26 protein-coding genes and 1 tRNA gene are annotated in these 25,960 nt (G+C 75.4%); 18 read left to right on the plus strand and 9 right to left on the minus strand.

Annotated features, from left to right (window positions below; genetic code table 11):
* Positions 1 to 56: 56 nt before the first annotated feature.
* The 11 genes from BLS21_RS21075 (at position 57) to BLS21_RS21125 (ending at position 12,784) form a co-directional block, all read left to right on the plus strand.
* The gene (locus BLS21_RS21075; protein ID WP_091223149.1) at positions 57 to 1,805 is read left to right on the plus strand and encodes a glycoside hydrolase family 2 protein; all 1,749 of its coding nucleotides are present in this window, start codon (positions 57 to 59) and stop codon (positions 1,803 to 1,805) included.
* 263 nt (positions 1,806 to 2,068) lie between these two features.
* Entirely contained in the window at positions 2,069 to 3,604 is a 1,536-nt protein-coding gene (locus BLS21_RS21080) for an ABC transporter substrate-binding protein (RefSeq protein ID WP_091223151.1), read from the plus strand.
* A complete protein-coding gene (locus BLS21_RS21085; RefSeq protein ID WP_091223243.1) occupies positions 3,601 to 4,542 on the plus strand; it encodes an ABC transporter permease in 942 nt (313 codons plus the stop codon). The genes BLS21_RS21080 and BLS21_RS21085 overlap by 4 nt, the downstream gene beginning before the upstream one ends.
* Positions 4,543 to 4,598: 56 nt before the next feature.
* Positions 4,599 to 5,540, plus strand: coding sequence for an ABC transporter permease (locus BLS21_RS21090; protein WP_091223153.1), 942 nt, complete (start codon positions 4,599 to 4,601; stop codon positions 5,538 to 5,540).
* Between the two features lie 44 nt (positions 5,541 to 5,584).
* Positions 5,585 to 6,583 (plus strand): ABC transporter ATP-binding protein, encoded by a 999-nt coding sequence (locus BLS21_RS21095; protein WP_245700635.1) that lies wholly within the window; start codon positions 5,585 to 5,587, stop codon positions 6,581 to 6,583.
* An 83-nt stretch (positions 6,584 to 6,666) separates the two neighbouring features.
* Entirely contained in the window at positions 6,667 to 7,701 is a 1,035-nt protein-coding gene (locus tag BLS21_RS21100) for an ABC transporter ATP-binding protein (RefSeq protein ID WP_091223155.1), read from the plus strand.
* A 412-nt stretch (positions 7,702 to 8,113) separates the two neighbouring features.
* Positions 8,114 to 8,821, plus strand: coding sequence for a class I SAM-dependent methyltransferase (locus tag BLS21_RS21105; protein WP_091223157.1), 708 nt, complete (start codon positions 8,114 to 8,116; stop codon positions 8,819 to 8,821).
* Between the two features lie 284 nt (positions 8,822 to 9,105).
* Positions 9,106 to 9,735 (plus strand): hypothetical protein, encoded by a 630-nt coding sequence (locus BLS21_RS21110; protein ID WP_091223159.1) that lies wholly within the window; start codon positions 9,106 to 9,108, stop codon positions 9,733 to 9,735.
* Between the two features lie 186 nt (positions 9,736 to 9,921).
* Entirely contained in the window at positions 9,922 to 12,189 is a 2,268-nt protein-coding gene (locus BLS21_RS21115) for an immune inhibitor A domain-containing protein (RefSeq protein ID WP_091223161.1), read from the plus strand.
* 207 nt (positions 12,190 to 12,396) lie between these two features.
* A complete protein-coding gene (locus BLS21_RS21120; RefSeq protein ID WP_091223163.1) occupies positions 12,397 to 12,636 on the plus strand; it encodes a hypothetical protein in 240 nt (79 codons plus the stop codon).
* Between the two features lie 61 nt (positions 12,637 to 12,697).
* A tRNA-Ser gene (locus tag BLS21_RS21125) sits at positions 12,698 to 12,784 on the plus strand.
* Between the two features lie 7 nt (positions 12,785 to 12,791).
* Here the strand turns inward: BLS21_RS21125 and BLS21_RS21130 are convergent.
* Together BLS21_RS21130 and BLS21_RS21135 are read right to left on the minus strand one after the other, a co-directional pair.
* Entirely contained in the window at positions 12,792 to 13,037 is a 246-nt protein-coding gene (locus tag BLS21_RS21130) for an STAS domain-containing protein (RefSeq protein WP_091223165.1), read from the minus strand.
* A complete protein-coding gene (locus BLS21_RS21135; RefSeq protein ID WP_091223167.1) occupies positions 13,034 to 13,357 on the minus strand; it encodes an STAS domain-containing protein in 324 nt (107 codons plus the stop codon). Before BLS21_RS21135 ends, BLS21_RS21130 begins: the two co-directional genes overlap by 4 nt.
* A 148-nt stretch (positions 13,358 to 13,505) precedes the next feature.
* Here BLS21_RS21135 and BLS21_RS21140 point away from each other — a divergent pair, with 148 nt between their 5' ends.
* Positions 13,506 to 14,594 carry a GGDEF domain-containing protein gene (locus BLS21_RS21140; RefSeq protein WP_245700637.1) on the plus strand — a complete coding sequence of 363 codons (1,089 nt, stop codon included), beginning with the start codon at positions 13,506 to 13,508 and terminating at the stop codon, positions 14,592 to 14,594.
* On the opposite strand, the gene BLS21_RS21145 is transcribed toward BLS21_RS21140, so the two are convergent.
* Positions 14,539 to 15,660 carry an NAD(P)/FAD-dependent oxidoreductase gene (locus BLS21_RS21145; RefSeq protein WP_091223249.1) on the minus strand — a complete coding sequence of 374 codons (1,122 nt, stop codon included), beginning with the start codon at positions 15,658 to 15,660 and terminating at the stop codon, positions 14,539 to 14,541. The two genes, BLS21_RS21140 and BLS21_RS21145, sit on opposite strands and share 56 nt — an antisense overlap.
* Positions 15,661 to 15,698: 38 nt before the next feature.
* Positions 15,699 to 16,268 carry an LOG family protein gene (locus tag BLS21_RS21150; RefSeq protein WP_091223169.1) on the minus strand — a complete coding sequence of 190 codons (570 nt, stop codon included), beginning with the start codon at positions 16,266 to 16,268 and terminating at the stop codon, positions 15,699 to 15,701.
* Between the two features lie 54 nt (positions 16,269 to 16,322).
* Here BLS21_RS21150 and BLS21_RS21155 point away from each other — a divergent pair, with 54 nt between their 5' ends.
* A complete protein-coding gene (locus tag BLS21_RS21155) occupies positions 16,323 to 16,790 on the plus strand; it encodes an NUDIX domain-containing protein (RefSeq protein ID WP_091223171.1) in 468 nt (155 codons plus the stop codon).
* A gap of 17 nt (positions 16,791 to 16,807) precedes the next feature.
* Here BLS21_RS21155 and BLS21_RS21160 read toward each other — a convergent pair whose 3' ends face one another.
* Positions 16,808 to 17,596, minus strand: coding sequence for an endonuclease/exonuclease/phosphatase family protein (locus BLS21_RS21160; protein WP_091223173.1), 789 nt, complete (start codon positions 17,594 to 17,596; stop codon positions 16,808 to 16,810).
* Positions 17,597 to 17,733: 137 nt separating this feature from the next.
* Between BLS21_RS21160 and BLS21_RS21165 the strand changes: the two genes are divergently transcribed.
* The 4 genes from BLS21_RS21165 (at position 17,734) to BLS21_RS21180 (ending at position 20,587) form a co-directional block, all read left to right on the plus strand.
* A complete protein-coding gene (locus BLS21_RS21165) occupies positions 17,734 to 18,501 on the plus strand; it encodes a hypothetical protein (RefSeq protein WP_091223175.1) in 768 nt (255 codons plus the stop codon).
* A gap of 29 nt (positions 18,502 to 18,530) precedes the next feature.
* Positions 18,531 to 19,421: a 1,4-dihydroxy-2-naphthoyl-CoA synthase gene (locus tag BLS21_RS21170; RefSeq protein WP_091223177.1), complete on the plus strand. Its 891-nt coding sequence runs from the start codon at positions 18,531 to 18,533 to the stop codon at positions 19,419 to 19,421.
* A 94-nt stretch (positions 19,422 to 19,515) separates the two neighbouring features.
* A complete protein-coding gene (locus tag BLS21_RS21175) occupies positions 19,516 to 19,848 on the plus strand; it encodes a hypothetical protein (protein WP_091223179.1) in 333 nt (110 codons plus the stop codon).
* A 145-nt stretch (positions 19,849 to 19,993) separates the two neighbouring features.
* Complete coding sequence (locus BLS21_RS21180; protein WP_091223181.1) at positions 19,994 to 20,587, plus strand: TetR-like C-terminal domain-containing protein; 594 nt, start codon at positions 19,994 to 19,996, stop codon at positions 20,585 to 20,587.
* 2 nt (positions 20,588 to 20,589) lie between these two features.
* Here the strand turns inward: BLS21_RS21180 and BLS21_RS21185 are convergent, their stop codons facing one another.
* Positions 20,590 to 21,282 carry a TetR/AcrR family transcriptional regulator gene (locus tag BLS21_RS21185; RefSeq protein ID WP_139177244.1) on the minus strand — a complete coding sequence of 231 codons (693 nt, stop codon included), beginning with the start codon at positions 21,280 to 21,282 and terminating at the stop codon, positions 20,590 to 20,592.
* 333 nt (positions 21,283 to 21,615) lie between these two features.
* Here BLS21_RS21185 and BLS21_RS21190 point away from each other — a divergent pair, with 333 nt between their 5' ends.
* Entirely contained in the window at positions 21,616 to 22,587 is a 972-nt protein-coding gene (locus BLS21_RS21190; RefSeq protein ID WP_091223185.1) for a Gfo/Idh/MocA family protein, read from the plus strand.
* Position 22,588: 1 nt separating this feature from the next.
* On the opposite strand, the gene BLS21_RS21195 is transcribed toward BLS21_RS21190, so the two are convergent.
* The 3 genes from BLS21_RS21195 to BLS21_RS21205 all read right to left on the minus strand — a co-directional run bounded on the left by BLS21_RS21195 (position 22,589) and on the right by BLS21_RS21205 (position 25,927).
* On the minus strand, positions 22,589 to 23,797 hold the full coding sequence (locus tag BLS21_RS21195) for a glycosyltransferase (RefSeq protein WP_091223251.1): 1,209 nt from the start codon (positions 23,795 to 23,797) through the stop codon (positions 22,589 to 22,591).
* On the minus strand, positions 23,794 to 24,756 hold the full coding sequence (locus BLS21_RS21200) for a glucosyl-3-phosphoglycerate synthase (RefSeq protein WP_091223187.1): 963 nt from the start codon (positions 24,754 to 24,756) through the stop codon (positions 23,794 to 23,796). Before BLS21_RS21200 ends, BLS21_RS21195 begins: the two co-directional genes overlap by 4 nt.
* A gap of 196 nt (positions 24,757 to 24,952) precedes the next feature.
* Positions 24,953 to 25,927 carry a glucosyl-3-phosphoglycerate synthase gene (locus BLS21_RS21205; protein ID WP_091223189.1) on the minus strand — a complete coding sequence of 325 codons (975 nt, stop codon included), beginning with the start codon at positions 25,925 to 25,927 and terminating at the stop codon, positions 24,953 to 24,955.
* Positions 25,928 to 25,960: the final 33 nt, after the last annotated feature.

Below are 25,960 nucleotides of genomic sequence, written 5' to 3' on the forward strand. Positions count from 1 at the left end.
CCCCGTCGTCCGTACGCGGGGCTGCGGGGCGGTGGGTTCTCCGGTGAGGTGGGTCCGTGGAGCACACGGACCCGACCGAGCACCCCCGGCCGCTGCTGCGCCGTCCCTGGACCTCGCTCGACGGCGAGTGGGAGTTCGCCCCCGATCCCGACCGCGCCGGCACCGTCGGCGGCATCGCGTTCGACCGCACCATCCGGGTGCCCTACGCCCCGGAGACCCCGGCCAGCGGCGTGCACTGGACCGGCCGGCTCGACCGCGCCTGGTACCGCCGCCGGCTGCCCGGGCGAGCCGGCGACCGGCGCACCGTCCTGCACCTCGGCGCCGTCGACCGCCTCTGCGACGTGTGGGTCGGTGGCGCGCACGTCGCCTCCCACGAGGGCGGCTACACGCCGTTCAGCGTCGACGTCACCGACCACCTGGGGGACGACGGCGCCGAGCTGGTGGTCCGCGCCGACGACGACCCGCTGGACCTCGAGGCGCCGCGCGGCAAGCAGGACTGGCGCGACGAGCCGCATGACATCTGGTACCCGCGCACGACCGGCATCTGGCGCACCGTCTGGCTGGAGCAGGTGGCGCCGCGCCACATCGCCGACGTCCAGTGGCGCGGGGACCCGCGCCGGATGCTGGTCGACGTCCGCGTGCAGCTCGCCGCCCCCCTCTCCGGTGCGCGGCTGCACCTGCGGCTGCGCGCCGGCGACCGGCTGCTGGTGGACGACGCGGTGCGGGTGGACGGCGCCGTCGTGGAGCGCACCGTCCAGGTGGGGGACGGCGGCGTCGACGACCGCAACGGGCTCGTGTGGTGGCCCCGCCCCGACCCGGTGCTGCTCGACGCCGAGCTGGCGCTGGTCGCCGACGACGGCGAGGTGCTCGACGAGGTCGAGAGCTACACCGCGCTGCGCTCGGTCGGGGTCGGCGACGGGCGGCTGCTGGTCAACGGCCGGCCGACGCCGATGCGGCTGGTGCTCGACCAGGGCTACTGGCCCGACACCGGCGCCACCCCGCCCGACGTCGCGGCGCTGCGGCGCGACCTCGAGCTCACCAGGGCGCTCGGCTTCACCGGGGCCCGCAAGCACCAGAAGACCGAGGACCCGCGGTACCTCGCCCTCGCCGACCGGATGGGCCTGGTGGTGTGGACGGAGATGCCCTCGGCGTACCGGCCCGGCCCGACGGCCGGCGCCCGGCTGCTGCGGGAGTGGGCCGACGTGGTGGTCGCCCACCGCGGGTACCCGAGCGTGGTGGCCTGGGTGCCGCTCAACGAGTCGTGGGGCGTGCAGGAGGCGGAGGTCGACGAGCGGCAGCGCGGGCTGATCCGGGCGCTGACGGCGACGGCGGACGCGCTCGACGGCACCCGCCCGGTCTCGGCCAACGACGGCTGGGAGACCCTCGGCGGCGACGTCCTGGGCGTCCACGACTACGCGCAGGACCCCGCGGTGCTCGGCGAGCGCTACGCCACGGCCGAGGACCTCGAACGCGTGGCCACCGGGCGCCGTCCCGACGGGTACCTGGCCGACCTCGACCGCGCGGGCGTCGCCGGCCGGGCCGTCGTCCTCTCGGAGTTCGGCGGCGTGGCGCTGCGCTCCCCGGAGGACGAGGGCTGGGGCTACGCCGACGCCACCTCGCCGGAGGACCTGCTGGCCCGCTACCGCGCCCAGTGGGCCGCGGTGCACGGCAGCACCGCGCTCGCCGGCGCCTGCTGGACGCAGCTCAGCGACACGTACCAGGAGCGCAACGGGCTGCTGGGCGCCGACCGGGTGCCCAAGGTCGACGTCGAGGCGCTGCGCCGGGCCACCCTCGGCGAGGACTGAGCAGCGCGACGGTCGTCGTCCGACCGGCGCCTCCTCGAGTCGATCACGGGGTCGTTGCCCGTCGACACCCGGGAGGCGGCGTGTCCCGCGGCAACGACCCCATGATCATCGGGGGAGGAGGGTGGGGCGCGGTCACGTGGAGCGGGCGATCCCGTTCCGTCCGGGTCACGGACAGGCAACGATCACCGCCCCGACCTGCGAGCCGGGACGCTGCGGGCCAGGGTCGGGCACAGACCGCGACAGTCGAGCCGCCGGAGGTCCCCGTGCGCAGCAACCGACTCCTGCCCCTGCTCGCCGCCGGTGCCCTGGTGCTCGGCGCCTGCGGAGGTGGCGGGGAGAGCGTCGACACCGGAGCCGGGGGAGGCGGGAGCGGCGGTGGGGGCAACACGCTCGTCGCGGCGGTGTCCGCCCAGCCCGACCAGTTCGACCCGCACGTCACCACGGCCTACCCGAGCTTCCAGGTCCTGGAGAACGTGTACGACACCCTCGTGGTCCCGAACGCCGAGGACCTCACGATGGAGCCGAGCCTGGCCGAGAGCTGGGAGACCAGCGAGGACCAGCTGACCTGGACGTTCGCGCTGCGGGACGGCGTGACCTTCCACGACGGCAGCACGTTCGACTCGGCCGACGTCGTCTACTCCTACCGGCGGATCATCGACGAGCAGCTGAGCAACTCCACCCGGTTCCAGAACGTCGCCGCGGTCGAGGCGCCCGACCCGCAGACCGTGGTGATCCGGCTCAGCCAGCCCACACCGAACCTGCTGGAGCGGATCGGCGCCTTCAAGGGGATGGCGATCCTGCCGGAGAACGCCGCGGAGGACCTCGACCTCACCACCGAGGCCAACGGCACCGGGCCCTTCCGGTTGGAGAGCTCCGACGCCAGCGGCACCGTGCTGAGCGCCTACGAGGACCACTGGGGCGGGGCGCCGAGCGTCGAGGGGGTCGAGTTCCGCTACATCACCGAGCCGGCGGCGGCGCTGACCGCCCTGCAGAACGGCGAGGTGCAGTGGACCGACAACGTCCCGCCGCAGCAGATCGAGTCGCTGCAGGGCGACGACATCGTCGAGCTCCAGACGACGCCCAGCGTCGACTACTGGTACCTGTCCATGAACTACGCGCGGGCGCCGTTCGACAACCGCGACGTGCGGCGCGCCATCTCCTACGCCGTCGACCGCGAGGCGGTGGCCGAGGCGGCGCGGTTCGGCGCGGCCCAGCCCAACCAGACGGCGATCCCCGAGGACAGCTTCTTCTACTTCGACTACGCCCCGTTCCAGCCCGACCCCGACCAGGCCCGCCAGCTGCTGCAGCAGGCCGGCGTCCAGACGCCGCTGACCATGGGGCTGATGGTCACCGACCAGTTCCCCGAGACGGTCACCGCCGCGCAGGTGATCGCCAGCCAGCTCGAGCCGATCGGGATCACCGTGGAGATCGAGACCCTGGACCTCGCGACCTGGCTGGACCGGCAGGGCGCGGGCGACTTCGACGCCTTCATGCTGGGCTGGCTGGGCAACCTCGACCCGGCGGCCTACTACCAGGAGCAGCACCAGACCGACGGGCCGAACAACTACCAGGGCTACAGCAACCCGCAGGTCGACCAGCTGCTGCAGGCCGGGGCGACGGAGACCGACCAGGACGCCCGCAAGCAGATCTACGACCAGGCCGCGCAGATCATCGTCGACGACGTCTCCTACCTGTACCTCTACAACCCCGACGTGGTGCAGGCGTGGGCGCCCGGCTTGGCGGGCTACCAGATCCGGGCGGACAAGGCGATCAACTTCGAGTCCGTGGAGCTGCCCTGACCGGTTACCTCCTCCGCCGGGTCGGCCAGTCCCTCGTCGTCCTGGTGGGGGTGAGCGTCATCGTGTTCGGCCTGGTCCAGCTGGTGCCGGGCGACCCGATCCGGCTGGCCCTCGGCACGCGGTTCGACCAGGAGACCTACGACGCGCTCCTCGCACGGTCCGGCCTGGACCAGCCGCTGGTCACCCAGTACTTCGGCTGGGCGGGCCGGGCCCTCACCGGGGACCTCGGGGTGAGCTTCCGCAGCGGGGAGACGGTCACCTCGCTGATCGCCGAGCGGCTCCCCGCGACGCTCACCCTGGCGTTCGCCTCGATCCTGGTGGCGCTGCTCATCGCCGTCCCGCTGGGCACCCTGTCGGCGCTGCGGCCCCGGTCGGTCGTCGACCGGGTCGCCACGGTGCTCAGCCAGATCGGCATCTCCGTGCCGGAGTTCTGGATGGCGATCGTGCTCATCCTGGTCTTCGCCGGGACGCTGGGCTGGCTGCCCTCGGGCGGCTACGTCCCGCTCACGGAGGACCCGGGCGGCTGGGCGCAGCGGCTGCTGATGCCGGCGGTGGTCACCGGGGTGGTGTCCGGCTCGGTGATCACCCGGTTCGTGCGCTCCAGCGTCCTCGAGGCCCTCGGCGCCGACCACGTCCGGACGGCGCAGGCCAAGGGGCTGCCGGCGCGGCAGGTCTTCACCTGGCACGTGCTGCGCAACGCGCTGCTGCCCCTGGTCACCGTCACCGGCGTGCAGCTGGCCTACCTGCTGTCGGGAGTGGTGGTGGTGGAGATCGTCTTCTCCTGGCCGGGGCTCGGTCAGCTCGCCCTGCAGGCGGTCCAGGCCCGGGACTACCCGGTCCTCCAGGGGGCGATCCTGCTGTTCGCCGTGGTGTTCCTGCTGATCAACCTGGTGGTGGACCTGCTCTACACCGCCATCGACCCGCGGATCAGGCGATGACACGGACCAGGCGATGACACGGACCAGGCGATGACACACAGCCGAGGCCTGCTGCCATGACCGGCGCACCCCTCCCCGAGCCGGCGGTCTCCCCGACCGCCACCGAGGCCGGCGTCTCCTCGACGGCGCGGCCGCCGCGGCCGCGCTGGCGGCAGACGCTCGGCCTGCTCGCCCGCAACCCCACCGCGGCGGTGGCGGCGACGGTCCTGCTGCTGATCGTCCTCGTGGCCGTGTTCGACGAGGCCATCGCCCCCACCGGCCCCAACGAGATCGCGGTCCAGGACCGGCTGCAGCCGCCGAGCCTGGCGCACCCGTTCGGCACCGACGACCTCGGCCGGGACATCCTCAGCCGGGTGGTCCTGGGGGCGGCCGTGTCGCTGCGGGTGGGGTTCCTGGCGGTCGCCTTCGCACTGGTCGTCGGTGCCCTCATCGGCCTGCTGGCCGGCTACTACGGCCGCTGGGTGGACGACGTCCTGATGCGGTTGATGGACATCCTGTTCGCCTTCCCCGCGGTGCTGCTGGCGATCGCGGTGCTCGCCGTCCGGGGACCGGGGGCCGGCAACACCGCGCTGGCCATCGGCATCGTCTACATCCCCGTCTTCGCCCGGGTGACCCGCGCCAGCGTGCTCGGCGTCCGGGAGGAGGTGTACGTGCGGGCGTCGCGGTCGGTGGGGGCGTCGGACCTCCGGCTGCTCACCCGGCACGTGCTGCCCAACGCGGCGCCGCCGATCATCGTGCAGACCTCGATCAGCCTGGCCTTCGCCGTCCTGGCCGAGGCGGCGCTGTCCTTCCTCGGGCTGGGCACCCAGCCGCCGAACCCGTCGTGGGGGCTCATGCTGGCCGAGGGGCGCGGCTTCATCGACCTGGCCTGGTGGCTGGCCTTCTTCCCGGGGATGGCGATCTTCCTGACCGTGCTCTGCTTCAACCTGCTCGGCGACGGGCTGCGTGACGTCCTCGACCCGCGCCAGCGCACGCTGATGGCCGGGAGCGGCAGGTGAGCGGCTCTGCCGTCCCGCCGGCTCCGCCGGGCGGGAGCGGACCAGTGCAGCAGGTGAGTGCGCCGCTGCTGGAGGTCGAGGACCTCCGGGTGCGGCTGCGCACGCCGCGCGGTCCGGCCGAGGTCGTCAACGGGCTGAGCTACACCGTCGGGCGCGGCGAGACCGTCGCGGTGGTGGGGGAGTCCGGCAGCGGCAAGAGCGTCTCGGTCCTGGCCCTGCTCGGGCTGCTGCCCGCCCGCGTGGCCACGGTGACCGGCTCCGCGCGGCTGGACGGCGAGGACCTGCTCACCATGTCCCCCGAGCGGCTGCGCGAGGTGCGCGGCCCCGGCGTCGGCATGGTCTTCCAGGACCCGATGACCTCGCTCAACCCGGTCCTGACGATCGGCCGGCAACTGGTCGAGGGGATCCGCGCCCACGGCGAGGTGTCCAAGGCCGCGGCGCGGGAGCGGGCGGCCGGGCTGCTGGCCGAGGTGGGCCTGCCCGACCCGCAGCGCGCGCTGGACCGCTACCCGCACGAACTCTCCGGTGGCATGCGCCAGCGGGTGGTCATCGCGATCGCCCTCGCCAACAACCCCTCGCTGCTCATCGCCGACGAGGCGACCACGGCTCTCGACGTGACCGTGCAGGCGCAGATCCTCGACCTGGTGGCCGGGCTGCAGAGCGAGCACGGCACCGGGGTCATCTGGATCACCCACGACCTCGGCGTCGTCGCCGGGATCGCCGACCGCGTGCTGGTCATGTACGGCGGGCGCTGCGTGGAGGACGGCACGGTGGACGACGTCCTCGAGCGGCCGGCGCACCCGTACACGCGCGGCCTGCTCGGCGCGCTGCCCGACCTCGCCTCGGCGGACGACGGTGAGCTGGCGACCGTGCCCGGGGTGCCGCCCGCGCCCACCGACCTGCCGCCGGGCTGCGTGTTCTGGCCGCGCTGCCCGGTGCGGTCGGACCCGCGCTGCGCGACCGAGCAGCCGCCGCTGGCGGTGGTGGGCGCGTCCGGCGGGGGCCTGCCGCACCGGGCGGCGACGTGGTGCGAGGAGGGGTGATGGCCGACCGGAGGGTGACGGGCGAGCGAGCATCGCGGGGAGCGCCAGCGACCGAGGAGCGGAACGAGGCCGGAACCCGACCCATGGGTGACGTCCTGGTCTCCGCGCGCGGGCTGGAGGTGCACTTCCCGGTCCGCTCCGGCGGCGCGCTGCGGCGGACGACCGGCGTGCTGCGCGCGGTCGACGGCGTGGACCTCGACATCCGGCGCGGCGAGACGCTCGGGCTGGTCGGCGAGTCCGGCTGCGGGAAGTCGACGCTGGGCAACGCGCTGCTGCGGCTGGTGGAGCCGACCGGCGGGACGGTCACCTTCGACGGCACCGACGTCACCGGCCTGGACCGCCGGGCCATGCGGGCGCTGCGCCGGCGCGCCGGGATGGTCTTCCAGGACCCGTTCGCCTCGCTCGACCCGCGCCGGACCGTGCGGCAGACGGTGTCCGAGCCGCTGGAGGTGCACGGCCTGCGGTCGGGCCGGCGGGAGCGCGCCGCGCGGGTCGCCGAGCTGCTGGAGCTGGTCGGCCTGGACCCGGCGGTGGCCGACCGCTACCCGCACGAGTTCTCCGGCGGGCAGCGGCAGCGGGTCGGCATCGCCCGGGCGCTGGCCGGCGAGCCGGACTTCCTGGTCTGCGACGAGGCCATCGCCTCGCTGGACGTCAGCGTCCAGGCCCAGGTGCTCAACCTGCTGCGCCGGCTGCAGCGGCGGCTCGGGCTCACGCTGCTGTTCATCTCGCACGACCTGTCCGCCGTCCGGCACGTCTCCGACCGGATCGCGGTGATGTACCTGGGGCGGGTCGTCGAGGTGGGGCCGGCGGCGGCGGTCGGCTCGGACCCGAAGATGCCCTACACGCAGGCCCTGCTGTCGGCGGTGCCCGTGCCGCACCCGTCGCTGGAGCGGACCCGGCAGCGGATCGTGCTGCGCGGCGACGTCCCCTCGCCGGCGAACGTGCCCAGCGGCTGCCGGTTCCGCACCCGCTGCCCGTACGCCTTCGAGCCGTGTCCCGACGTCGACCCGGCGCTGCAGCCGGTCGGCGCGCCGGGGCAGCTCGCCGCCTGCCACCTGCACGGCGTCGTCGGCCGCCCGGTCGAGCGCGAGGAGGCCGTTCCCGCGCCCGCCGACTGACCGACGTCGTCCACCCCGCCCGGCCGCCACCGTCCCGCCCGGCTCCTCGGTCACGCGCCGCCGGGGACCCCTCTGCGAGTTGATCATGGGGTTGTTGCTCGACCGCACGCCGCGTCGAGCGTGTCCCGCAGCAACAACCCCATGATCACCGCGGAGGGGCCACGAGCGGAGGGGCCACGAGCGGAGGGCCGGGGGAGCGAAGGGGTGGGGACGTCGGCACGAGCTCGCCGCCGGCGGCGCCACGATCGCGCGGTGAGCACGGTGACGCCGGGGATGCTGCTGTTCACCGCCCCCCGGGACGACGGGACGCCGGTCGGCCGGCCTGTGGCTCGGGCTCAGCAGATGCGCGAGGACCTCGGCGGCTGACCCCCTGACCGGCTCGGACGAGGACCCGTTGTGCCAGGCTGGCCCGATGGTGGGGGTTGAGCAGAGGAGCGGCCGGCGCACCCAGGCGGTGCAGACCTACGCCGGCCACTCGGTGCACGCCGCGCCGGGTGTGCACGAGTACGCCGTCGAGCTGGCGCGGGCGGCGCTGCCGGACGGCGGCCGGGTGCTCGAGGTGGGCGCCGGGTGCGGTGCGCTCGCGGTGCGGCTGCGCGAGGCCGGCTTCGACGTCGTCCCCACCGACCTGGACCCGCCGCACGACTGGATCCACCGGCTCGACCTGGACGACCCGCAGTGGACCGACCAGACCCGCGGCCCGTTCGACATGGTGGTGTGCGTCGAGACGCTCGAGCACGTGGAGAACCCGCGGCAGGTGCTGCGCTCGATCCGCTCGCTGCTGCGGCCCGGCGACAAGCTGCTGGTCAGCACGCCGAACGTCACGCACCCGCACTCGCGGCTGAAGATGTTCCTCCGCGGCGCGCCGTTCATCTTCGGCCCCCGGCACTACCACGAGCCCGGGCACATCACGATCCTCCCGGACTGGATGCTGACCGAGCACGTCCGGCTGGCCGGCTTCGGCGACATCCAGGTCACGCGCGGTGGCGACACCTTCTACACCGGCCTGACCCGCGCGGCCTACCGCGTCGAGATGGCCCTGCTCGCGCTCCTCGGGCTGCGGCGGCGCGCGCAGCACGGCGAGGGCATCTGCACGTTCGTCACGGCCGTCGCCGTCTGACACGCCGACGGGGCGCGCCGCCGTCCGGGGGTCACCGACCGCCCCGGGACCGCCGCCACGCTGCGGCCGGTCGACATGTGGGTGCGTGGTGGAGCGGGTCACCGTGGTCGCTGGGGCGATTGGCAACGATTCGGCGTCGCAGGCGTCGGGGCACGTCGCGCGCGTCCCGGGGAAACGCGCTGCGAGACCTATGGTTTCCGCACCGCCGTCCGCATCGTCGACGGCGCACGGGAACCGTCGCCCTTCCCCGGTGGCGGCCCGTTGTCGGGGGAGGGTGGTGACCGGTGGGCATCGTGGGCACCCGGTTCAGCGAGGTGGTCCTGGGCGGCGTCGTCCGCCAGGGCTGGTGGCTGGTCGTCGAGGAGGAGGACGGCCCCGGGTTCGTCGTCGCCGGTCCGTTCGGGGACCGCGACGAGGCCGTGTGGGCCCTCGACGACCTCGAGGACGTCCCGGCCGACGCCCACCCCGTGTACGGCGTCCGCCGGGCCGACGGCCTGCTGCGCCGCCGCTCCTCCCCGCAGGACCGGGCCTGGTGGTCGTTCCTCGGCGAACAGGTCGACCGGCTGCCGGCGGGCTGGGACGCCGACATGGACGACGAGCACCCGCTGCCCGGCCTCGTCGTCGGGGTGGTCGCGGTGCTGGCCGAGGCGGGGCTGTTCCTCTACGACCCCACCGGTGCCGACGGCGAGCTCGGTGGCGTGTGCCTGACCCCCGAGGCGGCCCTCGACGGCGTCGTCGTGAGCTGGCGGCAGCACGACCGGATGAGCCTGGACCAGCTGCACGGCGCCGCTGCCGACGCGCTGGTGCAGCAGGTGATGAACCGGGCGCTGGCCGAGGTGCTCTCGGTGCGCGGCTTCGCGGTGGAGCCGCTCGGCGGAGCGTGCGTCGTCCGTGCGGGGGAACCCGCCGGGTAGCCGCTCCCGGGACCACCACGGACGGTAGGGGAGGCGGACCGGTCCGTACCGCCTGTCATCAATCGATCACGAACCATGGACACATGTGACGCCAGTCACCTAACGTCAGCGCGGGTTGTCCCAGAGTGACCCCGGTGGTTCCCCACCGGTGGTCGGCGACCCGGGTCCGACAACGGGAGACGGTCCTTGAAGAAGAGAGCTCTTCCCCTCGTCGTGGGTGCCGCGCTGGTCGTGGCGCTCCCGTCGACCGCGAACGCGGCACCACCACCGCAGGATCCCGACGCGGGTCCTGCCCGAGCGCACGACCTGCCCCACCCGCTCGGCGACAAGCAGCGCGAGCTGCGGGAGCAGGCCCTCGAGGAGGTCCTCCGGGGCGATGCCACGCCGCGCGGGGACAACGAGGTCGTCGAGGTCGCCAGGGGCCAGTTCGTGGAGCTGGCCCAGGAGGACAGCGACGCCATCTGGACCGTCCTCGGCGAGTTCAGCGACCTGCCGCACAACCGCATCCCGCAGCCGGACCGGACGGTGGACAACACCACGATCTGGACGTCGGACTTCTCGCAGCCCTACTTCGACCAGCTGCTCTACAGCTCCGAGGCCGGGGTCAACTCGGTCGCGAACTTCTACGAGGAGCTGTCCTCCGGCCGCTACACGGTGACCGGCGAGGTCGAGGACTGGGTGCGGGTCCCCGGGAACGGCGCCCAGTACGGCGGAGGTGAGGACGGCCGCAAGCCCTGGGCCTTCGTCAACGACTCCGTCAACGCCTGGTACCAGACGCAGCTCGACGCCGGGAGGTCGGCCGCGGAGATCGACGGGTACCTGTCGCAGTTCGACGTCTGGGACCGCTACGACCACGACGGCGACGGGAACTTCGACGAGGCCGACGGCTACATCGACCACTTCCAGGCCGTGCACGCAGGTGAGGGCGAGGAGGTCGGCGGCGGCGCGCTCGGGGCGGACGCCATCTGGTCGCACCGCTGGTACAACCAGACCACCCGCGTCGGTGACGGCGGCCCGACCCTCGCCGACGGCACCGAGAACAAGCTCGGCGGCACGCGGGTCGGCGGGTCGAGGTACTGGATCGGTGACTACACCGTCGAGCCGGAGAACGGCGGCGTCGGTGTGTTCGCGCACGAATTCGGCCACGACCTCGGCCTGCCCGACCTGTACGACACGTCCGGCAACAGCGGTGGTGCCGAGAACAGCACCGGCTTCTGGACGCTGATGTCCTCCGGCTCCTACGGCAACAGCGGCGAACCCGCCGACGGGATCGGCACCAGGCCCATCCACATGGGCGCGTGGGAGAAGCTGCAGCTGGGCTGGCTGGAGTACGAGGTCGTCGCGCCGGGCGCCCGGGCCAACACCAAGCTCGGCCCGTCGGCCGCGACCACCAGGCAGACGCAGGCGCTGGTCGTCGTCCTGCCCGACCGCGAGGTCACCACGGACATCGGCGACCCCTTCGAGGGCGAGGACTTCTGGTACTCGGGCTCGGGGAACGACCTGGACAACACGATGCTGACCCCCCTGGCCGCCGGCGCGACGACGCTGACCGCCCAGGTCAGGTACCAGATCGAGCAGGACTGGGACTACGCCTACGCCGTCTACTCGACCGACGGCGGCGCCACCTTCACCTCGCTGCCGACGAACCTGTCGACGACCACCGACCCCAACGGCCAGAACTCGGGCTTCGGCATCACCGGCAGCTCCGGCGGGGAGTGGGTCGGTCTCAGCGCCGACCTGACCGGCGTCCCGGCCGGGGCGCTCGTCGGCTTCCGGTACTGGACCGACGGCGCCACCGTCGAGCCGGGTCTGCAGGTGGACGCCGTCGCCATCGACGGCACCCCGGTGACGGACTGGACCCTCGACGGGTTCACCACCACCACGGGGACGACGACCGAGTCGTTCTTCAACGCCTACATCGCCGAGAACCGGACCTACACCGGGTACGACGCCGGCCTGCGCACCGGCCCGTACAACTTCGGCGACCCGACGCGTCCGGACTGGGCCGAGCGGCTGCCCTACCAGGACGGCCTGCTGATCAGCTACTGGAACACCCAGTACGCCGACAACAACGTCGGTGCCCACCCGGGCGCCGGGCTGGTCCTGCCGGTCGACGCGCACACCCGGCTGCTGTACGAGCCGACGGACGACGAGGGCACCGACCGGACCGACGGCGAGAGCTGGCGGCCGCGGATCCAGTCCCACGACTCGACCTTCGGGCGGCAACCGACGGACCGGATCACGCTGCACGACCCGGACACCGGGGTGGCCGGCAGCTACGGCGGGCTGCCCGCCGTGCCGACCTTCGACGACACGCAGGACTGGTACGTGGCACCGGGTGAGCAGCCCGACGCCGACGGCTGGACCGGCGTGGACGTCCCGAGGACGGGCACCCGGATCACCGTGGTGAGCACGAGCGCGCAGGACGGCTTCATGCAGGTGCGGGTGAACTGACCCGCAGCACCGCAGGCGGCCCCCCGGCGCTCGCCGGGGGGCCGCCCTGCGTCGGTGCGTCCGCCTGCCGCCTGCCGCCTGCCGCCGTTGACCATGGGGCTGGTGCAGGCGGACACGCCGCGACCGGGCGCGGCACGTGGCAACGACCCCATGGTCGACACGGAGCGGTCGCCGTCCCGACCGCGCACGTCCGGCTAGCGTGGCGCCGTGGCTGCCACCCCGTTCCGCCCGCCCTGGTTCGGCAACCGCGGCGTGCAGGTGCTGGCCGCCGGCGCGCTCGCCTACAGCCTGGTGCAGGTGGTGGTGCAGCTCGTCGACGCCGCCTGGGGTGAGGCGTTCCTCTACGCCGCCTGGAGCGTCCTGTTCGGCTACGTCCTGGTCGAGTCGCTCCGCTTCCGCCGCGAGCAGGACGCCGCCCGGGACGAGCCGGCGGATCAGGGCGACTGACCGCGGTCCGGCGTGGACGGGGCTCGGGCGCTGCCAGCGAGGGGATAGCCTCGACCCGCCAGGAGGGCTCGCCTAGTGGCCGATGGCGGCGGTCTTGAAAACCGCTATGGGGTGACACCCATCGTGGGTTCGAATCCCACGCCCTCCGCTCCGGGTCAGCTGCGGATGAGCAGCTCGCCGCCGTCCACGCGGAACGCGCGGTGCAGCTCGCGGAGGACCGCCCGACCGTCGACGTCGACTGCGCCCACGCCGCGGAGGTCGAGCACCACGCGGGCGTGGCCGGCGTCGCGGAGCCGGTCGGCCGTGCCCCGCACCAGGTCCGCGCCGCTCGAGGTCAGGTGGCCGCTCACCGTGATCAGTCCTGCCCGCCGGTCGACGACCTCGCTCAGCACCCCGATCACGCGACCGCCAGTGCGGGTCCGGCGGCCAGGACCCGCCACAGGCCGGTGCGGCGCAGCAGCTCCTCGGTGCGGGGGTCGGCGCCGCGCAGCACCACCGCGCCACCGCGGGCCCGGCAGATGCGGTGCGCCGACACCAGGACGGCGACGACGGCGTCCGGCAGGTGCTGCACCCGGGAGAGGTCGACCACCAGCGAGCGGGCCCCGGCGTGCAGCGTTCCGAGCAGCGCCCAGCGGACGTCGGCCAGGCCGCCGGCGAGCAGCCGGTCGTCGAGGTGGACCGTGCCGGTGTCGACCCGGCTCGGTGCGGGTGCCGTCGTCATCGCCGTCCTCCTCGTGGTGACTGATGGCTATCCTGCGCGCACGGTCTGACAGTTCCCTGGGCCTGACGTGGGAGTCCGCTGCCGCTCGCGTCACCCGCGCGGGGGAGGCCCGCTGGAGCCGCACCGCCGGGACGACGATGGAGGGGGCATGGGTTTCGCCGACTCGCTGCGTGCGCGGGAGCCACGCGCCTCGGCGCACTCGATCGTCCTGATCATGGGCGTCTCCACCGTCGTCCTGGCGCTGCTCACGACGTTCGGGCCCAACTCGGTCAGCAGCGCGACGCGGGCCGCCTCCTGGGCGGGGGTCGCCGCGCTCGCCGCGACGATCGTGCTGTGCGTCCTCGTCCCGGCCGAGCGGCTGGACCGCAGGGGCGCCTTCCCCCTCATCGGCGTGGGCGGCGTGCTGTTGACCTGCGTGCTCAACGTGCTGACCGTCGACCCCTCCGCCGGCGGTCAGGCGTTCCTCGCCTTCCCGGTGCTCTGGGCGGCGTCGCACCTGCGCTGGGCCGCTGTCGCCCTGGTGACGGGGGCGGCCGTGGTGGGCAACGGCGTCACCCAGCTGCTGCTCCAGCCCGTCGAGCCGGCGATGCACGACCAGCTCGTCATCGGGACCGTGCTCGTCGTGGCGTCCGTGATCCTGGTCCGGACCGCCTCGACGCAGGACCGCCTGGTCGCGGCGCTGCAGCAGCAGGCCGACGTCGACCCGCTCACCGGACTGGTCACCCGGCGGGTGCTGGACGACGCCCTGAGCGGAGCCCTCGAGCGGGACCCGACGGGCACCGGGACGGCGCTGGTGCTGCTGGACGTCGACTCGTTCAAGCTGATCAACGACGCGCACGGCCACCCCGTGGGGGACGACGCGCTGGTCCACCTCTCCGGCCTGGTCCGGCGTCAGGTGCGCGCCGGGGACGCCGTGGTCGGCCGCCTCGGGGGTGATGAGCTGGCGCTGCTGCTGCCCGGCTGCACCGCCGGGACCGCGGCCCGGCGCGCCCGGGAGCTGGTCGAGACGGTGCGGGCCTCGCCGTTGCCGCGCGCCGACGGCGACGCGCTGCCGCTGTCGATCAGCGTGGGGGTCGCCCACGCGCCGCTGCACGCCGCCTCCGTGCGAGAGCTCTACGCCGCCGCCGACGCGGCGCTGTACCAGGCCAAGCGGGCCGGCCGCGACCGCGTCGAGGTCGCCGTCAGTCCCGTCCCCGGACCAGCCGACGGGCTGCCGCGCCAACGGTCCGCCCCGTGAGCCGCCCCTCGGACAGGCCGAGGGCCACCACGTCGTCGAAGACCCGCTGGTCGGCGCCGGCCGCGCGGACCGCGGCGTCCACCAGCCGCGGCCAGCGGGAGAGCTCGGAGGCGAGCCGGGTGGCGCGCAGGTGCGCGCCGAGCCGCCGCCGCAGCGCCTCCCGGTACCGGGCGCCCGCGCCGGCCCCCGCGGACCACGCCGCACCCGCCAGCGCGCCGGAGAGGACGGCGTAGAAGATGCCCTCCCCGGTCAGCGGGTTGACCAGCGACGCGGCGTCGCCGGCCAGCAGCACCCGGCCGTCGGGCAGCCGCGGCCGGCCGGTGGACAGCGGCAGCCGGTGCGCGCGCAGTCCCTCCGGTGCCACGCCCGGCAGCAGCCGGTGCAGCCCCTCGACCAGCGCCGCGCGGGTGGCGCCACCGGACACCAGCTCGCCGTAGCCGACGTTGGCCCGCCCGTCGCCGAGCGGGAAGGACCAGGCGTAGGCCGGCCACCGCTGCTCGGTGGTCACCAGCACCTGGGTGGCGCCCTGGCCGGGCAGCGCGGGCGCGTAGCCGCGGATGGCCACGGCCAGCCGGTCCGGGCGGTGGGACCCCAGCCCGAGCGCCCGGCGGACGACGGACTCCGCGCCGTCCGCCCCGACGAGCACGCCCGCCCGCACGGTGCCGTCGACCGTGACGCCGTCCGCGTCGGCCGCCAGGGTGCGCACGGCGGACCGGCGGAACTCCGCCCCGGCTGCCCGTGCCGCCGCCAGCAGCCGGGCGTCGAACACCTCCCGGGGGACGACGGACGACGGCCGGTGCGTGTCGCGCTCGACGACCGCCCCGCCCGGCGAGCGCAGCGAGAGCCGGGGGACCGGCGGGTACCCGGCGGTCACCGCGGCCGGGTCGACGCCCAGGCCGGCCAGGACGTCGAGCGCCTCGGGGGCCACGCCGTCGCCGCACACCTTGTCGCGGGGGAAGTCGGCGCGGTCGAGCACCAGCACCGAGGCACCGCTGCGCCGGGCGGCCAGCGCCGCGGCCGACCCGGCCGGGCCGCCGCCCACGACGACGACGTCCCAGCGCTCCACCGGCCCGACGCTACGGCCCCCCGCGGGGGCCGACCCGGTCACGGCGGGGTCGGTGCCCACTTGCGGGCCGGGTGCTCGTAGCGCTCGACGAAGGCCAGCAGCTCCGCCACGCCGGTGACCACGCCCAGCGCGTCCAGCCGGCGGCCGTCGAGGTAGCCGTCGTCCACCATGCGGCGCAGCTGGGCCAGCAGCGGCTGCCAGAACCCGTCGACGTCCACCAGGACGGCCGGCTTGGCGTGCAGGCCGAGCATCCCCCAGGTCCAGGCCTCGAACAGCTCCTCGAGGGTGCCGGCCGCGCCGGGCAGCGCGACGAAGGCGTCGGCGAGCCCGGCCATCCGCGCCTTGCGCTCGTGCATGGAGGCGACCACCTCCAGCTGCGGCAGCCCGGGGTGCGCCAGCTCGTCGTCCACCAGGTGCTGGGGGATGACGCCGACGACGTCGCCGCCGGCGGCCAGGGCGGCGTCGGCGACCACACCCATCAGCCCAGCGCGCCCGCCGCCGTAGACGATGCCGACGCCCGCGCGGGCGAGCCCGGCGGCGAACTCGGCGACGGCGGACCGGTGGGACGGCGGCCCGCTCTGGGACCCGGTGAAGACGGCGACGCGCACGACGCCGAGCCTGTCACGGCGGCGCCGGCACCCCGGACGGGGTTCACTGGGAGCGTGTTCTCTCCGACCGACGGCTGGGTGACCTGCGCGCTCGACCACCGGCACTGGGGCCGGGTCGGTGCGGCGGGGCTGCTCGTGCACCGCGCCGGCGTCGACGGCCCGGAGCTGCTCCTGCAGCACCGGGCCCTCTGGTCGCACCACGGCGGCACGTGGGGGACGCCCGGCGGCGCGCTGCACGCCGGGGAGTCCCCGGAGCACGGCGCCCTCCGGGAGGTGCAGGAGGAGCTGGGGCTGCTGCCGGCGGACCTGGAGCTCGGTCCGTCCTCGGTCGACGACCACGGCGGCTGGTCGTACACGACCGTGCTGGCCCGCCCGCTGCGCGACATCGAGCCGCGCGACCTGGCGCTGGACGGCGAGAGCGACGGCGTGGCCTGGATCGCGCTCGGCGACCTGGCGTCGGTGCCGCTGCACCCGGGCTTCGAGGCGTCGCTGCACCGCCTGCACGACCTGCTCTCGGCCTGAGCCCCGGCGGTCTCCGGTCAGGCCGGGGTCACCGTCGCGGTGAGCGCGCGGTGGTCGCCGACCGGCAGCACGGTGGTCGCGCCGTCGCTCCCGCGCAGCCCGTCCCCGACGGCCAGCAGGTGGTCCAGCTGGGCCCGGGGAGCGGACGCCGGGTAGCTCGGCGCGCGCACGAGCGGGGCCGCCCGCAGCAGCCGGGCCGGCAGCGCGCCGGGCAGGTTGAGGTCGCCGGCCAGCACCACCGGGCCGGGCAGCCCGGCGATCCACCGGCGCAGCCGCAGCAGCTGGCGCACGGCGGTGTGCGGGGCGAACGACAGGTGCGTGGCGACGACGGTCAGCGAGCCCAGCCGGGCGGCCACGGCGGCCCGCGGCTCGTCGGGGAACCACCACCAGCGCACCCGACCGGTGCGCGGGTCGGGGCCCTGCACGGGCAGCCGAGCCCGGCCGGAGCCCAGGTCCAGCACCGACCACTCGAGCACCGGCAGCCGGCTGAGCAGCGCGATCCCGTAGAGCGGGCCGTCCGCCGGGGTGTGCGGGCCACGCAGCACCGGACCGGCCGGGGCCCAGCTGCGGAAGGGGTCCGGGGTGCCGGCCACCGTGGCCGCGGCCCGCCAGTCCGCCGCGCCGAGCCCGGCGGCCAGGGCGGCGGCCTGGTCGACGCGCTGGGAGCGGGGCTGCCCGGCGTCGACCTCCTGCACGGCGAGCACGTCGACGTCCAGGCCGGCGACCGCCTTCTCCAGGCCCGCGGCGTCGAGGACCGGGCCGCCCGGACTGCGGCCCGAGGCCACGTTCACGGTGCCGACTCGCACGGCGGGCTCCCCGGACACCCCGGCGACGCTACCCGCGGCAGGGGGGCGGAGCCGGTGCCGTTCCCGCCGAGGTGCCGCTGCGTACAGGGCCACTTACCCTGTGCTCGCCCCGTCCTCGACCCTGAGGGAGCCGGCCGGTGTCCTCCCGCCCGCGCCACCTCGCCGCCGGCACCGACCGCCCGCGGCGGACCCGGGCCGGCCTGCTCCCGGACGGGGTGCTCTCCCGGGTGCCCCTGGCGCTGTTCCTCCTCGCCGGCTGCCTCGCCGCCGCGGCCCTGGTGATGATCGCCGTCGCCCCCACCCCGACGAGCGGGGGCAGCGACCGCGACGCCTCCGCCGGCCCGACCCTCCGGCCCGGCGACCCCGACGAGGGCATCGGCTCGCCGACCCGGAGGACGCCGCAGCCCCCGGCCCCCGCCGCGACGCCGAGCCCGGTCGAGGCCGCCCCCGGCGGCGCACCGACGGTGGGCGATCCGGCACCCGGCCTCCCCGGGGCGGCCGACCCGGCGGTGCCGGGCGGGACCGCCCCCGTGGGCGACCGCCCGGCCGCCGTCCCGCCCGGCAGCGGTGCCGCGGCAGCGGGCTCGGGCACCGGCGGGACCCCGTCCGCCGGGGGGACGACGTCCCGGCAGGGGAGCGGCGGCACCGCGGCCGGCCGGCCGGCGGCTGGCGCGAGCGGGGACTCCGGCAGGGGATCGGGCGGGAGCTCGACGGGCGGCAGCTCGACAGGTGGTGGGTCGGCCGGTGGTGCCCCGGCACCTCAGCCGCCGCCGTCCACCCCCGCGCCGCCACCTCGGCCGCCCTCCCCGTGCGAGACGGTCGAGGGAGTGGAGGGCGGCCTCGGTGGCGTCGTCGGTGGGGTGACCGAGGGCGCGGGACGGGTGGTCGGCGGCCTCCTGCCGTGACCGGCCGGGCCCGGGGCTAGGTTCGGTCCATGACCGCGCGCGACGACGTCTCCGAGATCTTCGACAGCGCGGCGTGGCGGCCGGTCGAGGGCCTCGACCTCGCCGACATCACCTACCACCGGGCCGTGGACGCCGGGGTCGTGCGCATCGCCTTCGACCGGCCCGAGGTCCGCAACGCGTTCCGTCCGCAGACCGTCGACGAGCTGATCGCCGCGCTCGAGCACGCCCGGCTGTCCACCGACGTGGGCTGCGTGCTCCTCACCGGCAACGGGCCGAGCCCCAGGGACGGCGGCTGGGCGTTCTGCTCCGGCGGCGACCAGCGCGTCCGCGGCAGGTACGGCTACGAGCACGACAAGGGCCGCTCGAGCGGCCGGCTGCACGTCCTCGAGGCGCAGCGGCTGATCCGCTTCATGCCCAAGGTCGTCATCTGCGTCGTCCCAGGGTGGGCGGCCGGTGGCGGGCACAGCCTGCACGTCGTCTCGGACCTGACGCTGGCCAGCGCCGAGCACGCCCGGTTCAAGCAGACCGACGCCGACGTCGGCAGCTTCGACGGCGGCTTCGGCTCGGCCTACCTCGCCCGGCAGGTCGGCCAGAAGTACGCCCGCGAGATCTTCTTCCTCGGCGACGAGTACTCCGCCGAGGACGCGCACCGCATGGGCATGGTCAACCGCGTCGTCCCGCACGCCGAGCTGGAGCGGACCGCGCTGGACTGGGGGCGGCGGGTCGTCGCCAAGAGCCCGACCGCGCAGCGGATGCTGAAGTACTCGTTCAACCTCATCGACGACGGGCTGGTCGGCCAGCAGCTGTTCGCCGGCGAGACGACGCGGCTGGCCTACATGGCCGAGGAGGCCGTCGAGGGGCGGGACGCGTTCCTCGAGAAGCGGGACCCGGACTTCAGCCGTTTCCCCTGGCACGTGTAGCGGGAGGACCCCGTCCCCCTCATCCCTCGCACACTCGGGACGAGCCTCTGGACGGGGCCATCCCCAGGAGCCTGACCGTACGAAGGAGGACAGCATGATCGTCGAGGTGGTGGGCGGCGCCGACGAGCGGCCCGAGGTGCGGGTGGTCGACGTCGACGACCTGACCGGGGTGTACCTGGCCCTCGGCGCGGTGACCGACGAGGAGGCCGACCAGGCGCTGCGGGACGCCGGCCTCGGCCGGCTGGAGGACGCGCAGACCGGCGTGCTGGAGGTCGCGGCGCTGCGGGCGACGGCTGAGCCGCAGGCGGGCGGCGGCGACTGGGCGCAGCGGTGGGACGGCGTGGTCACGGAGGCGGCGGACGGAGGTCGCCTGGTGGACGACGGGGCTGGCCTGCAGGTCCGGGTCGAGAGCGCCGCGGGCGCCTGACGCGCAGGGGCGACGGGGTCGGGGACCCGGGTCCTTTCCGGAACGTGCGCCGCCGAAAAAGTCCGGAACTCTCCGGTGTCCTCGTTGTGGCGGTTCCAATTGCGCGCCACCATGACCCCGTGAACCGGATCCCCCTGGTCCCGGCGTGAGCGGCACCCCGGGGCGCCCGCTGAGCGCCGAACTGTCCGAGCAGCTGCTCTCCGTCGCGGTCGACATCCTGGCCGACGAGGGCTGGGGCAAGCTCAACAGCGACCGCGTCGCTGCGCGCGCCCATGCCGGCAAGGCCGGCATCTACCGGCGCTGGCCCACCATGGCCGCCATGGCGCGCTCGGCGGTGGGGCGCTTCACGCTCGTCCGGGTGCCGCCGGACCAGGGCTCGCTCCGCGACGACCTCGCCGCGCTCGTCGACCGGTGGCGTCGGCCCCTGGACCGCGAGGAGAGGGCGGCGGCCAGCCTGGTGGGCGCGGCCCGTCACGAGGAGGACCTGCGCGCCGGTCTGGAGGCCGCGCTGGTCCGCCCGCTCGCCGCGGCCGTGCAGATCATCGGCGCCCGGGAGGCCGAGCGGGGGCAGGAGGTCCCCGCCGCGCGGCTGGCGCTGCTGTCCTCGGTGATCGAGGCGTTCTGGTGGCAGCGCTTCACCTCCGCCCACGGCCCCATGAGCCGCGAGGAGGTGCAGCACGTGCTGGACGACGTGCTGCTGCCGGTGGTGGCCCCCGACGAGGAGCGGGCTCCCGTCTGAGGTCAGCCGGTGGGCCGCAGCCCCTTGCTCGCCGGTGGGGACATCGCCGTGCCCAGCCCGCTGAACACCTGGTCGGCGATCGAGCAGGCCCGGGTGACGCCCTGCTCGGTGTCACCGAGCAGGGCGGCCGCCGGGCCCGTGAGCAGCTGACGGTGCTGGACGATGAGCGTGCGGACGGCGGCCAGCCAGACCGCGGCGGTCACCGAGGCGGCCGTGTGGACGTCCTCCGGGACCGCAGGGGCGCCGCCCTCGGTCGTCCAGACCTCGTAGAGCGCGTCGCCGAGCCGGGCGGTCGCCTCGTGGTGCAGCTCGCGTTCGCGGGCACGCAGTGCGGGTGAGGCCTCCAGCGTGGCGTCGAACAGCCGGCCCTCGGAGGTCGTGAGCTGCCGGACGTGCAGGGCGACCCGGTCGACGAGGTAGGCGTGCAGGGCGTCGAGGGGGGCGGTGCCCACCGGACGGGACCGCACCGCCTCGGCCGCGCCGTCCACCCACGGCGTGTGCCCGTCGAAGAAGAGGTCCTCCTTCGTCGGGAAGTGGTTGAAGACGGTCTGGACGGCGACGTCCGCCGCGGCGGCGATGTCCGCGATGGTGACCGCCTCGAAGCCGCGCTCGGCGAACAGCCGCTGCGCGGTCTCCCGGATCAGTGTCCGGGTCTGCGCCTTCTTCCGGGCGCGCCGGTCCATGACGTCACTCACGGTGCCAGATTAACTCCGCTTCGTACATGCCTCGGTGTGCTCCCCCCCACCGGGCCATTGTGCGCTCGGACCGCTCGGCCAGCACGGCTCCTTCCTCCGCTTCCACCCGGATCGGTGGATCGACCACCTGGAGGGCGGCGGGACGTCGGCCACGGGGGTGTGCCGGCGGACCGACGCGTCGTCGTCCGCGGCCCGGGACCGCGCGGCCGGCGGGCCGGTGCGGACGACACCATGCTCCCACGGTGTCCCGGGTCGGCGCGTCGCACGGGCGCGCACGCCGGTCGCGCGGCCGACCTGCGGTTGCGCGCTCGGCGGGAGGGGCAGGACCCCGCCATGGGCGCACCGAGCACCGGCACCCCCGTCCGCGTCGGACTCGTCGGAGCCGGGGGTGTCGGTGCCCGCCACGCGCGGACGCTGGCCGGCCTCCCCGGCGTGGAGCTGGTCGGCGTGACCGACGCCGTCCCCGGCGCCGCCGGTGCGCTCGCCGGCGCGCTGGGCGTGCCGGTCGTCGAGGACGTCGACCGGCTGCTCGCCCAGCGGCTGGACGGCGTCTGGCTGTGCGTGCCGCCCTTCGCCCACGGCGAGCTGGAGCTGGCCGCCGTCGGTGCGGGCGTCCCCTTCTTCGTGGAGAAGCCGCTGGCCACCGGGGTCGCCGTCGCCGAGGAGGTGGCGCGCGCCGTGGCCGGGGCCGGGCTGCCCACCGCGACCGGCTACCACTGGCGGCACCTGGACACGGTCGCCGCCGCCCGCGCCGTCTGCGCCGCCCACCGGCCCCGGCTGGTCTGCGCGACCTGGTGGGACAAGGTGCCGCCGCCGGCCTGGTGGTCGCGGCGGGAGCACTCCGGCGGGCAGGTGGTCGAGCAGCTCACCCACGTGCTGGACCTGGCCCGCCTCCTGGCCGGTGAGGTGGCCGAGGTCCGCGCCGCGGCCGCGCCGTCCACCGCGGAGGGGCGCGACGTCGACGACGCGACCGCCGCGCTGCTCGCGTTCGAGTCCGGTGCCGTCGGCACGGTGACCGCCGCCTGCTCGCTGCCGGGCAAGCTGGCCGCGGGCCTCGACGTGGTGTGCGACGGCGCGGCCGTCGAGCTCACCGAGACCTCGCTGACCGTCACCACCGCCGACGGCGCGCACCGCAGCGAGCCCCGGGTCGACGGGCGCACCGCGGTCGACCGGGCGTTCGTCGACGTGCTGGCCGGCGGCGCGCCGGCCTCGGGGCTGGTCGACTACGCCGAGGCGCTGCGCACCCACCGGGTCGCGGTGGCGGTCGCCGAGTCGGCCCGCACCGGGGAGGCCGTCCGGCCCTGACTCAGCGCAGCGCACGTTGCCGGCCGCGGGACAGGAGCCGGCCGCGGGACCGGGTGGAGGCCCGCGCGCGGTCCAGCGTCGTGGCGTAGAGCCGCTCGTAGCCGTCGGCCATCACGGCCGGCGCGAAGCGGCGGCGGGCCTCGGCGGCGCAGGTCTCCGGGTCGATCTCGTCGAGCCGCCCCAGCGCTGCGGTGAACCCCGCCTCGTCGGTGGCGAGGAAGCCGGTGCGGCCGTCGTCCACCAGGGAGGGCAGGCAGCCGCGGGCCATGGCGACCACCGGCGTCCCGGCGGCCAGGGCCTCGCAGACGGCGGTGCCGCCGGGCTCCTCCCAGCGGATCGGGAACAGCACCGCGCGGGAGGTGCGCAGCAGGTCCTCCTTGGCCGCACCGCCGACGCTGCCGATCCAGCGCGCCGCTCCGCCGTCGAGGTGCGGGTCGACGTGCCGGAGGAACCACGTCACGTCGGGGTGCGAGCGGGCCGGGTGACCGGGGGTGGCGAGCGCCCTCTCCAGTGCCTCGCGGTCGGGCAGCCCGCCGACCGGGCCGGCGAGCACCAGGGGGACCCCGGCCGCCCGACAGGCGCGCAGTGCGGTGTCGATGCCCTTGGGCTCGCACAGCCGGGCCAGCACCAGGACGGAGTCGGAGCGGTCGGTCCGCGGCACGGGGGGTGGGCCGTCGACCGGTACCGACAGCGGGACGACGCCGACCACCTGCTCGCGCAACGCGGCCGGCGCCTGCGCCACCTGGGTGTCGGAGACGCCGGCGAACCAGACCCGGCCCCCGCCGTCGAAGGAGGCCCAGAAGTCGGCGTTGCGGCCGGTGTCCCAGTGCAGCGTGGCCAGCGTCGGCGGGGCGGCGTCCCCCAGGCCGGCGAGCAGCGCCGGGCCGACCACCTCCACGTGGCTGTGCACGAGGTCGAAGGGCTCACCGGCCAGCGCGTGCTCGGCGAGGGTCGCCAGCACCACCTGCTCGTGCGCGTGCGCGGTGCCGACCACCTGCGGGTACGGCCCGCCGAGCTGCTCGAACCGGCCGCTGGGGAAGGCGCTGACCAGCTCGTCGACCGGCAGCGTCGAGTCGCCGACCGAGGCCAGGACGACGGTGTGCCCCCGGGTGCGCAGCTCGGCGGTCAGCGTGGCGACGACGTTCTCCAGGCCGCCGTAGCCGGGCGGCGGCACCGGCAGCCACGGGCCGGCGTCCATCAGGATCTTCACGTCCGGCCCCACGGTCGGGCGTCGGCGGCGCGGACCGATCGCATCGGCGGGCGCTCCACCACCCCGACGTCCCAGCTGACGCCCTCGAGGCCGTCGGCGGTGCGCAGGAACTGCAGCAGCTCGCGCTCGGGCCGGCCCGTGTCGGGCCGGCGGGCCAGCGCGGTCTGCAGGATCTGCCCGGCCATCCGGCCGAGGGCCGCATCGGCCTGGTGGGTGTGCTGCCGCGTGCCGACGTCGACCTGGGCCAGCGCGTCCAGGCCGGCGAGGGCCACCAGGTCGACGAGCAGGCCGAGCTCGACGCCGTAGCCGGAGACGAACGGCACCTGCTCGAGCAGCTCGCGGCGGCCGGCGTACTCCCCGGACAGCGGCTGGACGAAGCCGGCCAGCTCGGGCCAGAAGGCGTTGAGCAGCGGCCGGGCGACGAGCTCGGTGACCCGGCCGCCGCCCGAGGGGACGATGCCGTCGGTGGTGGTCAACGGCCGGTCGTAGAGGGCCTTGACGTAGCCGACCGTGGGGTCGGTGAGCAGCGGGCCGAGCAGGCCGACGACGAACTGCGGGTCGAAGGCGATGAGGTCGGAGTCGACGAAGACCAGCAGGTCGCCGCTGGTCGCGGCCAGCCCCTTCCACAGTGCCTCGCCCTTGCCCGGCCGGCTGCCGTGCCGGGGGAGCACCGTGTCGACGGAGACGACGCGGGCGCCGGCCGCCGACGCGATCTCCGCCGTCCGGTCGCTGGAGCCGCTGTCGACGACGACCACCTCGTCGACCAGGGGGCAGCGCTCGACGAGCTCCTGGCGGATCGTCGCCACGATGCTGCCGACGGTGCGTTCCTCGTCGAGGGCCGGGAGCACGACGCTCACGGTGGCGCCGCGGGCCCCCTTGGCGGTGACGAGGTCGGCTGCCTGCCACGTGTCGGCGGTGTAGGTGCGGTGATGGAGCCAGCGTCGGACGTCAGGGCGCACGCGTCTCCTCCAGGCCGGGTGCCGACCTCGATGTCGGCACGGGGTCCCCGTCGGGCGACAGGATGCAGCAGAAACGGCAGTTCCGGGACGCCGTCCGCGTCCGGTCTCCGGTCCGCGGGTGCACCTGCTCCGGACGCTCACCCGCTGCTCCGCAGGGTGGCCGGCGGGTGAGCGTCCGGGGGTGGTGGAGCGGGCGTCAGCCGACGACGACGTCGCCCAGCAGCGCCCGGTACTCGGCCACCGTCGCCAGCGGCGGCCGCTCGTCGACCGCCACCGCCGTGCTGTGCGGCACGAACCCGGCGCCGTCGTGCCGGAACTGGGTGAGCAGCCCGCCGGCCTGCCCCCGCCCGGCCCGGGCGAGCACCGTCGACACGACCTGCCCCGCCATCCGGCCCAGCGCCTCCTGCCCCTGCGAGATGTGCCGGCGCACGCCGAGGTCCACCTGCGCCAGCCCGCCCAGCCCGACGAGCTGCAGCAGGTCGATCAGCAGCCCGACCTCCACGCCGTAACCCGACACGAACGGCACCCGCTCCAGCGCCGACCGCCGTCCGGCGTACTCACCGCCCAGCGGCTGCACGAACCCGGCCAGCTCCGGCCACAGCGCGTTGAGCAGCGGCCGCGCGGTCAGCTCGGTGACCCGCCCGCCGCCGGCCGGGACACTGGCGCCGGCCACGTCGAGGGGGCGGGTGTAGCAGCCCTTGACGTACTCGACCTGCGGGTCGGCGAGCAGCGGCCCGAGCAGGCCGGGCACGAAGTGCCGGACGTCGCCGAGCAGGTCGGCGTCGAGGAAGACGACGAGGTCGCCGGTGGTCGCGGCCAGCCCCTTCCACAGCGCCTCGCCCTTGCCCGGGCGGCTGCCGTGCCCCGGCAGCACGTCCGCCGCGGCGACGACGTCGACCCCGGCCGCGCGGGCCACCGCGGCGGTGGCATCGGTCGAGTCGGAGTCGACGACGAGCAGCTCGTCGACCAGCGGCACCCGCTGGACCCACTGCTCGTGCAGGTCGGCGACGAGTCCGCCGACGGTCGCCTCCTCGTCCCGGGCGGGGAGGACGACGCTGACCCGGTGCTGCCCGCGGCGCTTGGCACGCAGCAGCGCGTCGAGGTCGAGCGCGTCGAGGCAGGGGGCCGAGCTGGTGCGGGACTCGAACCAGGCGCGCGCGTCGGGTCGCATCAGCCCACTCTCGGTGAGGTGGTCACCGCGGCG

It is taken from the genome of Geodermatophilus siccatus (assembly GCF_900103785.1).
GTDB classification, from domain to species: domain Bacteria; phylum Actinomycetota; class Actinomycetes; order Mycobacteriales; family Geodermatophilaceae; genus Geodermatophilus; species Geodermatophilus siccatus.

What these genes read in the sequence shown, in the direction of transcription:
- BLS21_RS21090 (WP_091223153.1), top strand. Translation starts at nt 4,599, where the DNA reads ATGACCGGCGCACCCCTCCCCGAGCCGGCGGTCTCCCCGACCGCCACC.
- BLS21_RS21100 (WP_091223155.1), top strand. Translation starts at nt 6,667, where the DNA reads ATGGGTGACGTCCTGGTCTCCGCGCGCGGGCTGGAGGTGCACTTCCCG.
- BLS21_RS21105 (WP_091223157.1), top strand. Translation starts at nt 8,114, where the DNA reads ATGGTGGGGGTTGAGCAGAGGAGCGGCCGGCGCACCCAGGCGGTGCAG.
- BLS21_RS21135 (WP_091223167.1), bottom strand. Translation starts at nt 13,357, where the DNA reads ATGACGACGGCACCCGCACCGAGCCGGGTCGACACCGGCACGGTCCAC.
- BLS21_RS21140 (WP_245700637.1), top strand. Translation starts at nt 13,506, where the DNA reads ATGGGTTTCGCCGACTCGCTGCGTGCGCGGGAGCCACGCGCCTCGGCG.
- BLS21_RS21170 (WP_091223177.1), top strand. Translation starts at nt 18,531, where the DNA reads ATGACCGCGCGCGACGACGTCTCCGAGATCTTCGACAGCGCGGCGTGG.
- BLS21_RS21175 (WP_091223179.1), top strand. Translation starts at nt 19,516, where the DNA reads ATGATCGTCGAGGTGGTGGGCGGCGCCGACGAGCGGCCCGAGGTGCGG.
- BLS21_RS21190 (WP_091223185.1), top strand. Translation starts at nt 21,616, where the DNA reads ATGGGCGCACCGAGCACCGGCACCCCCGTCCGCGTCGGACTCGTCGGA.
- BLS21_RS21205 (WP_091223189.1), bottom strand. Translation starts at nt 25,927, where the DNA reads ATGCGACCCGACGCGCGCGCCTGGTTCGAGTCCCGCACCAGCTCGGCC.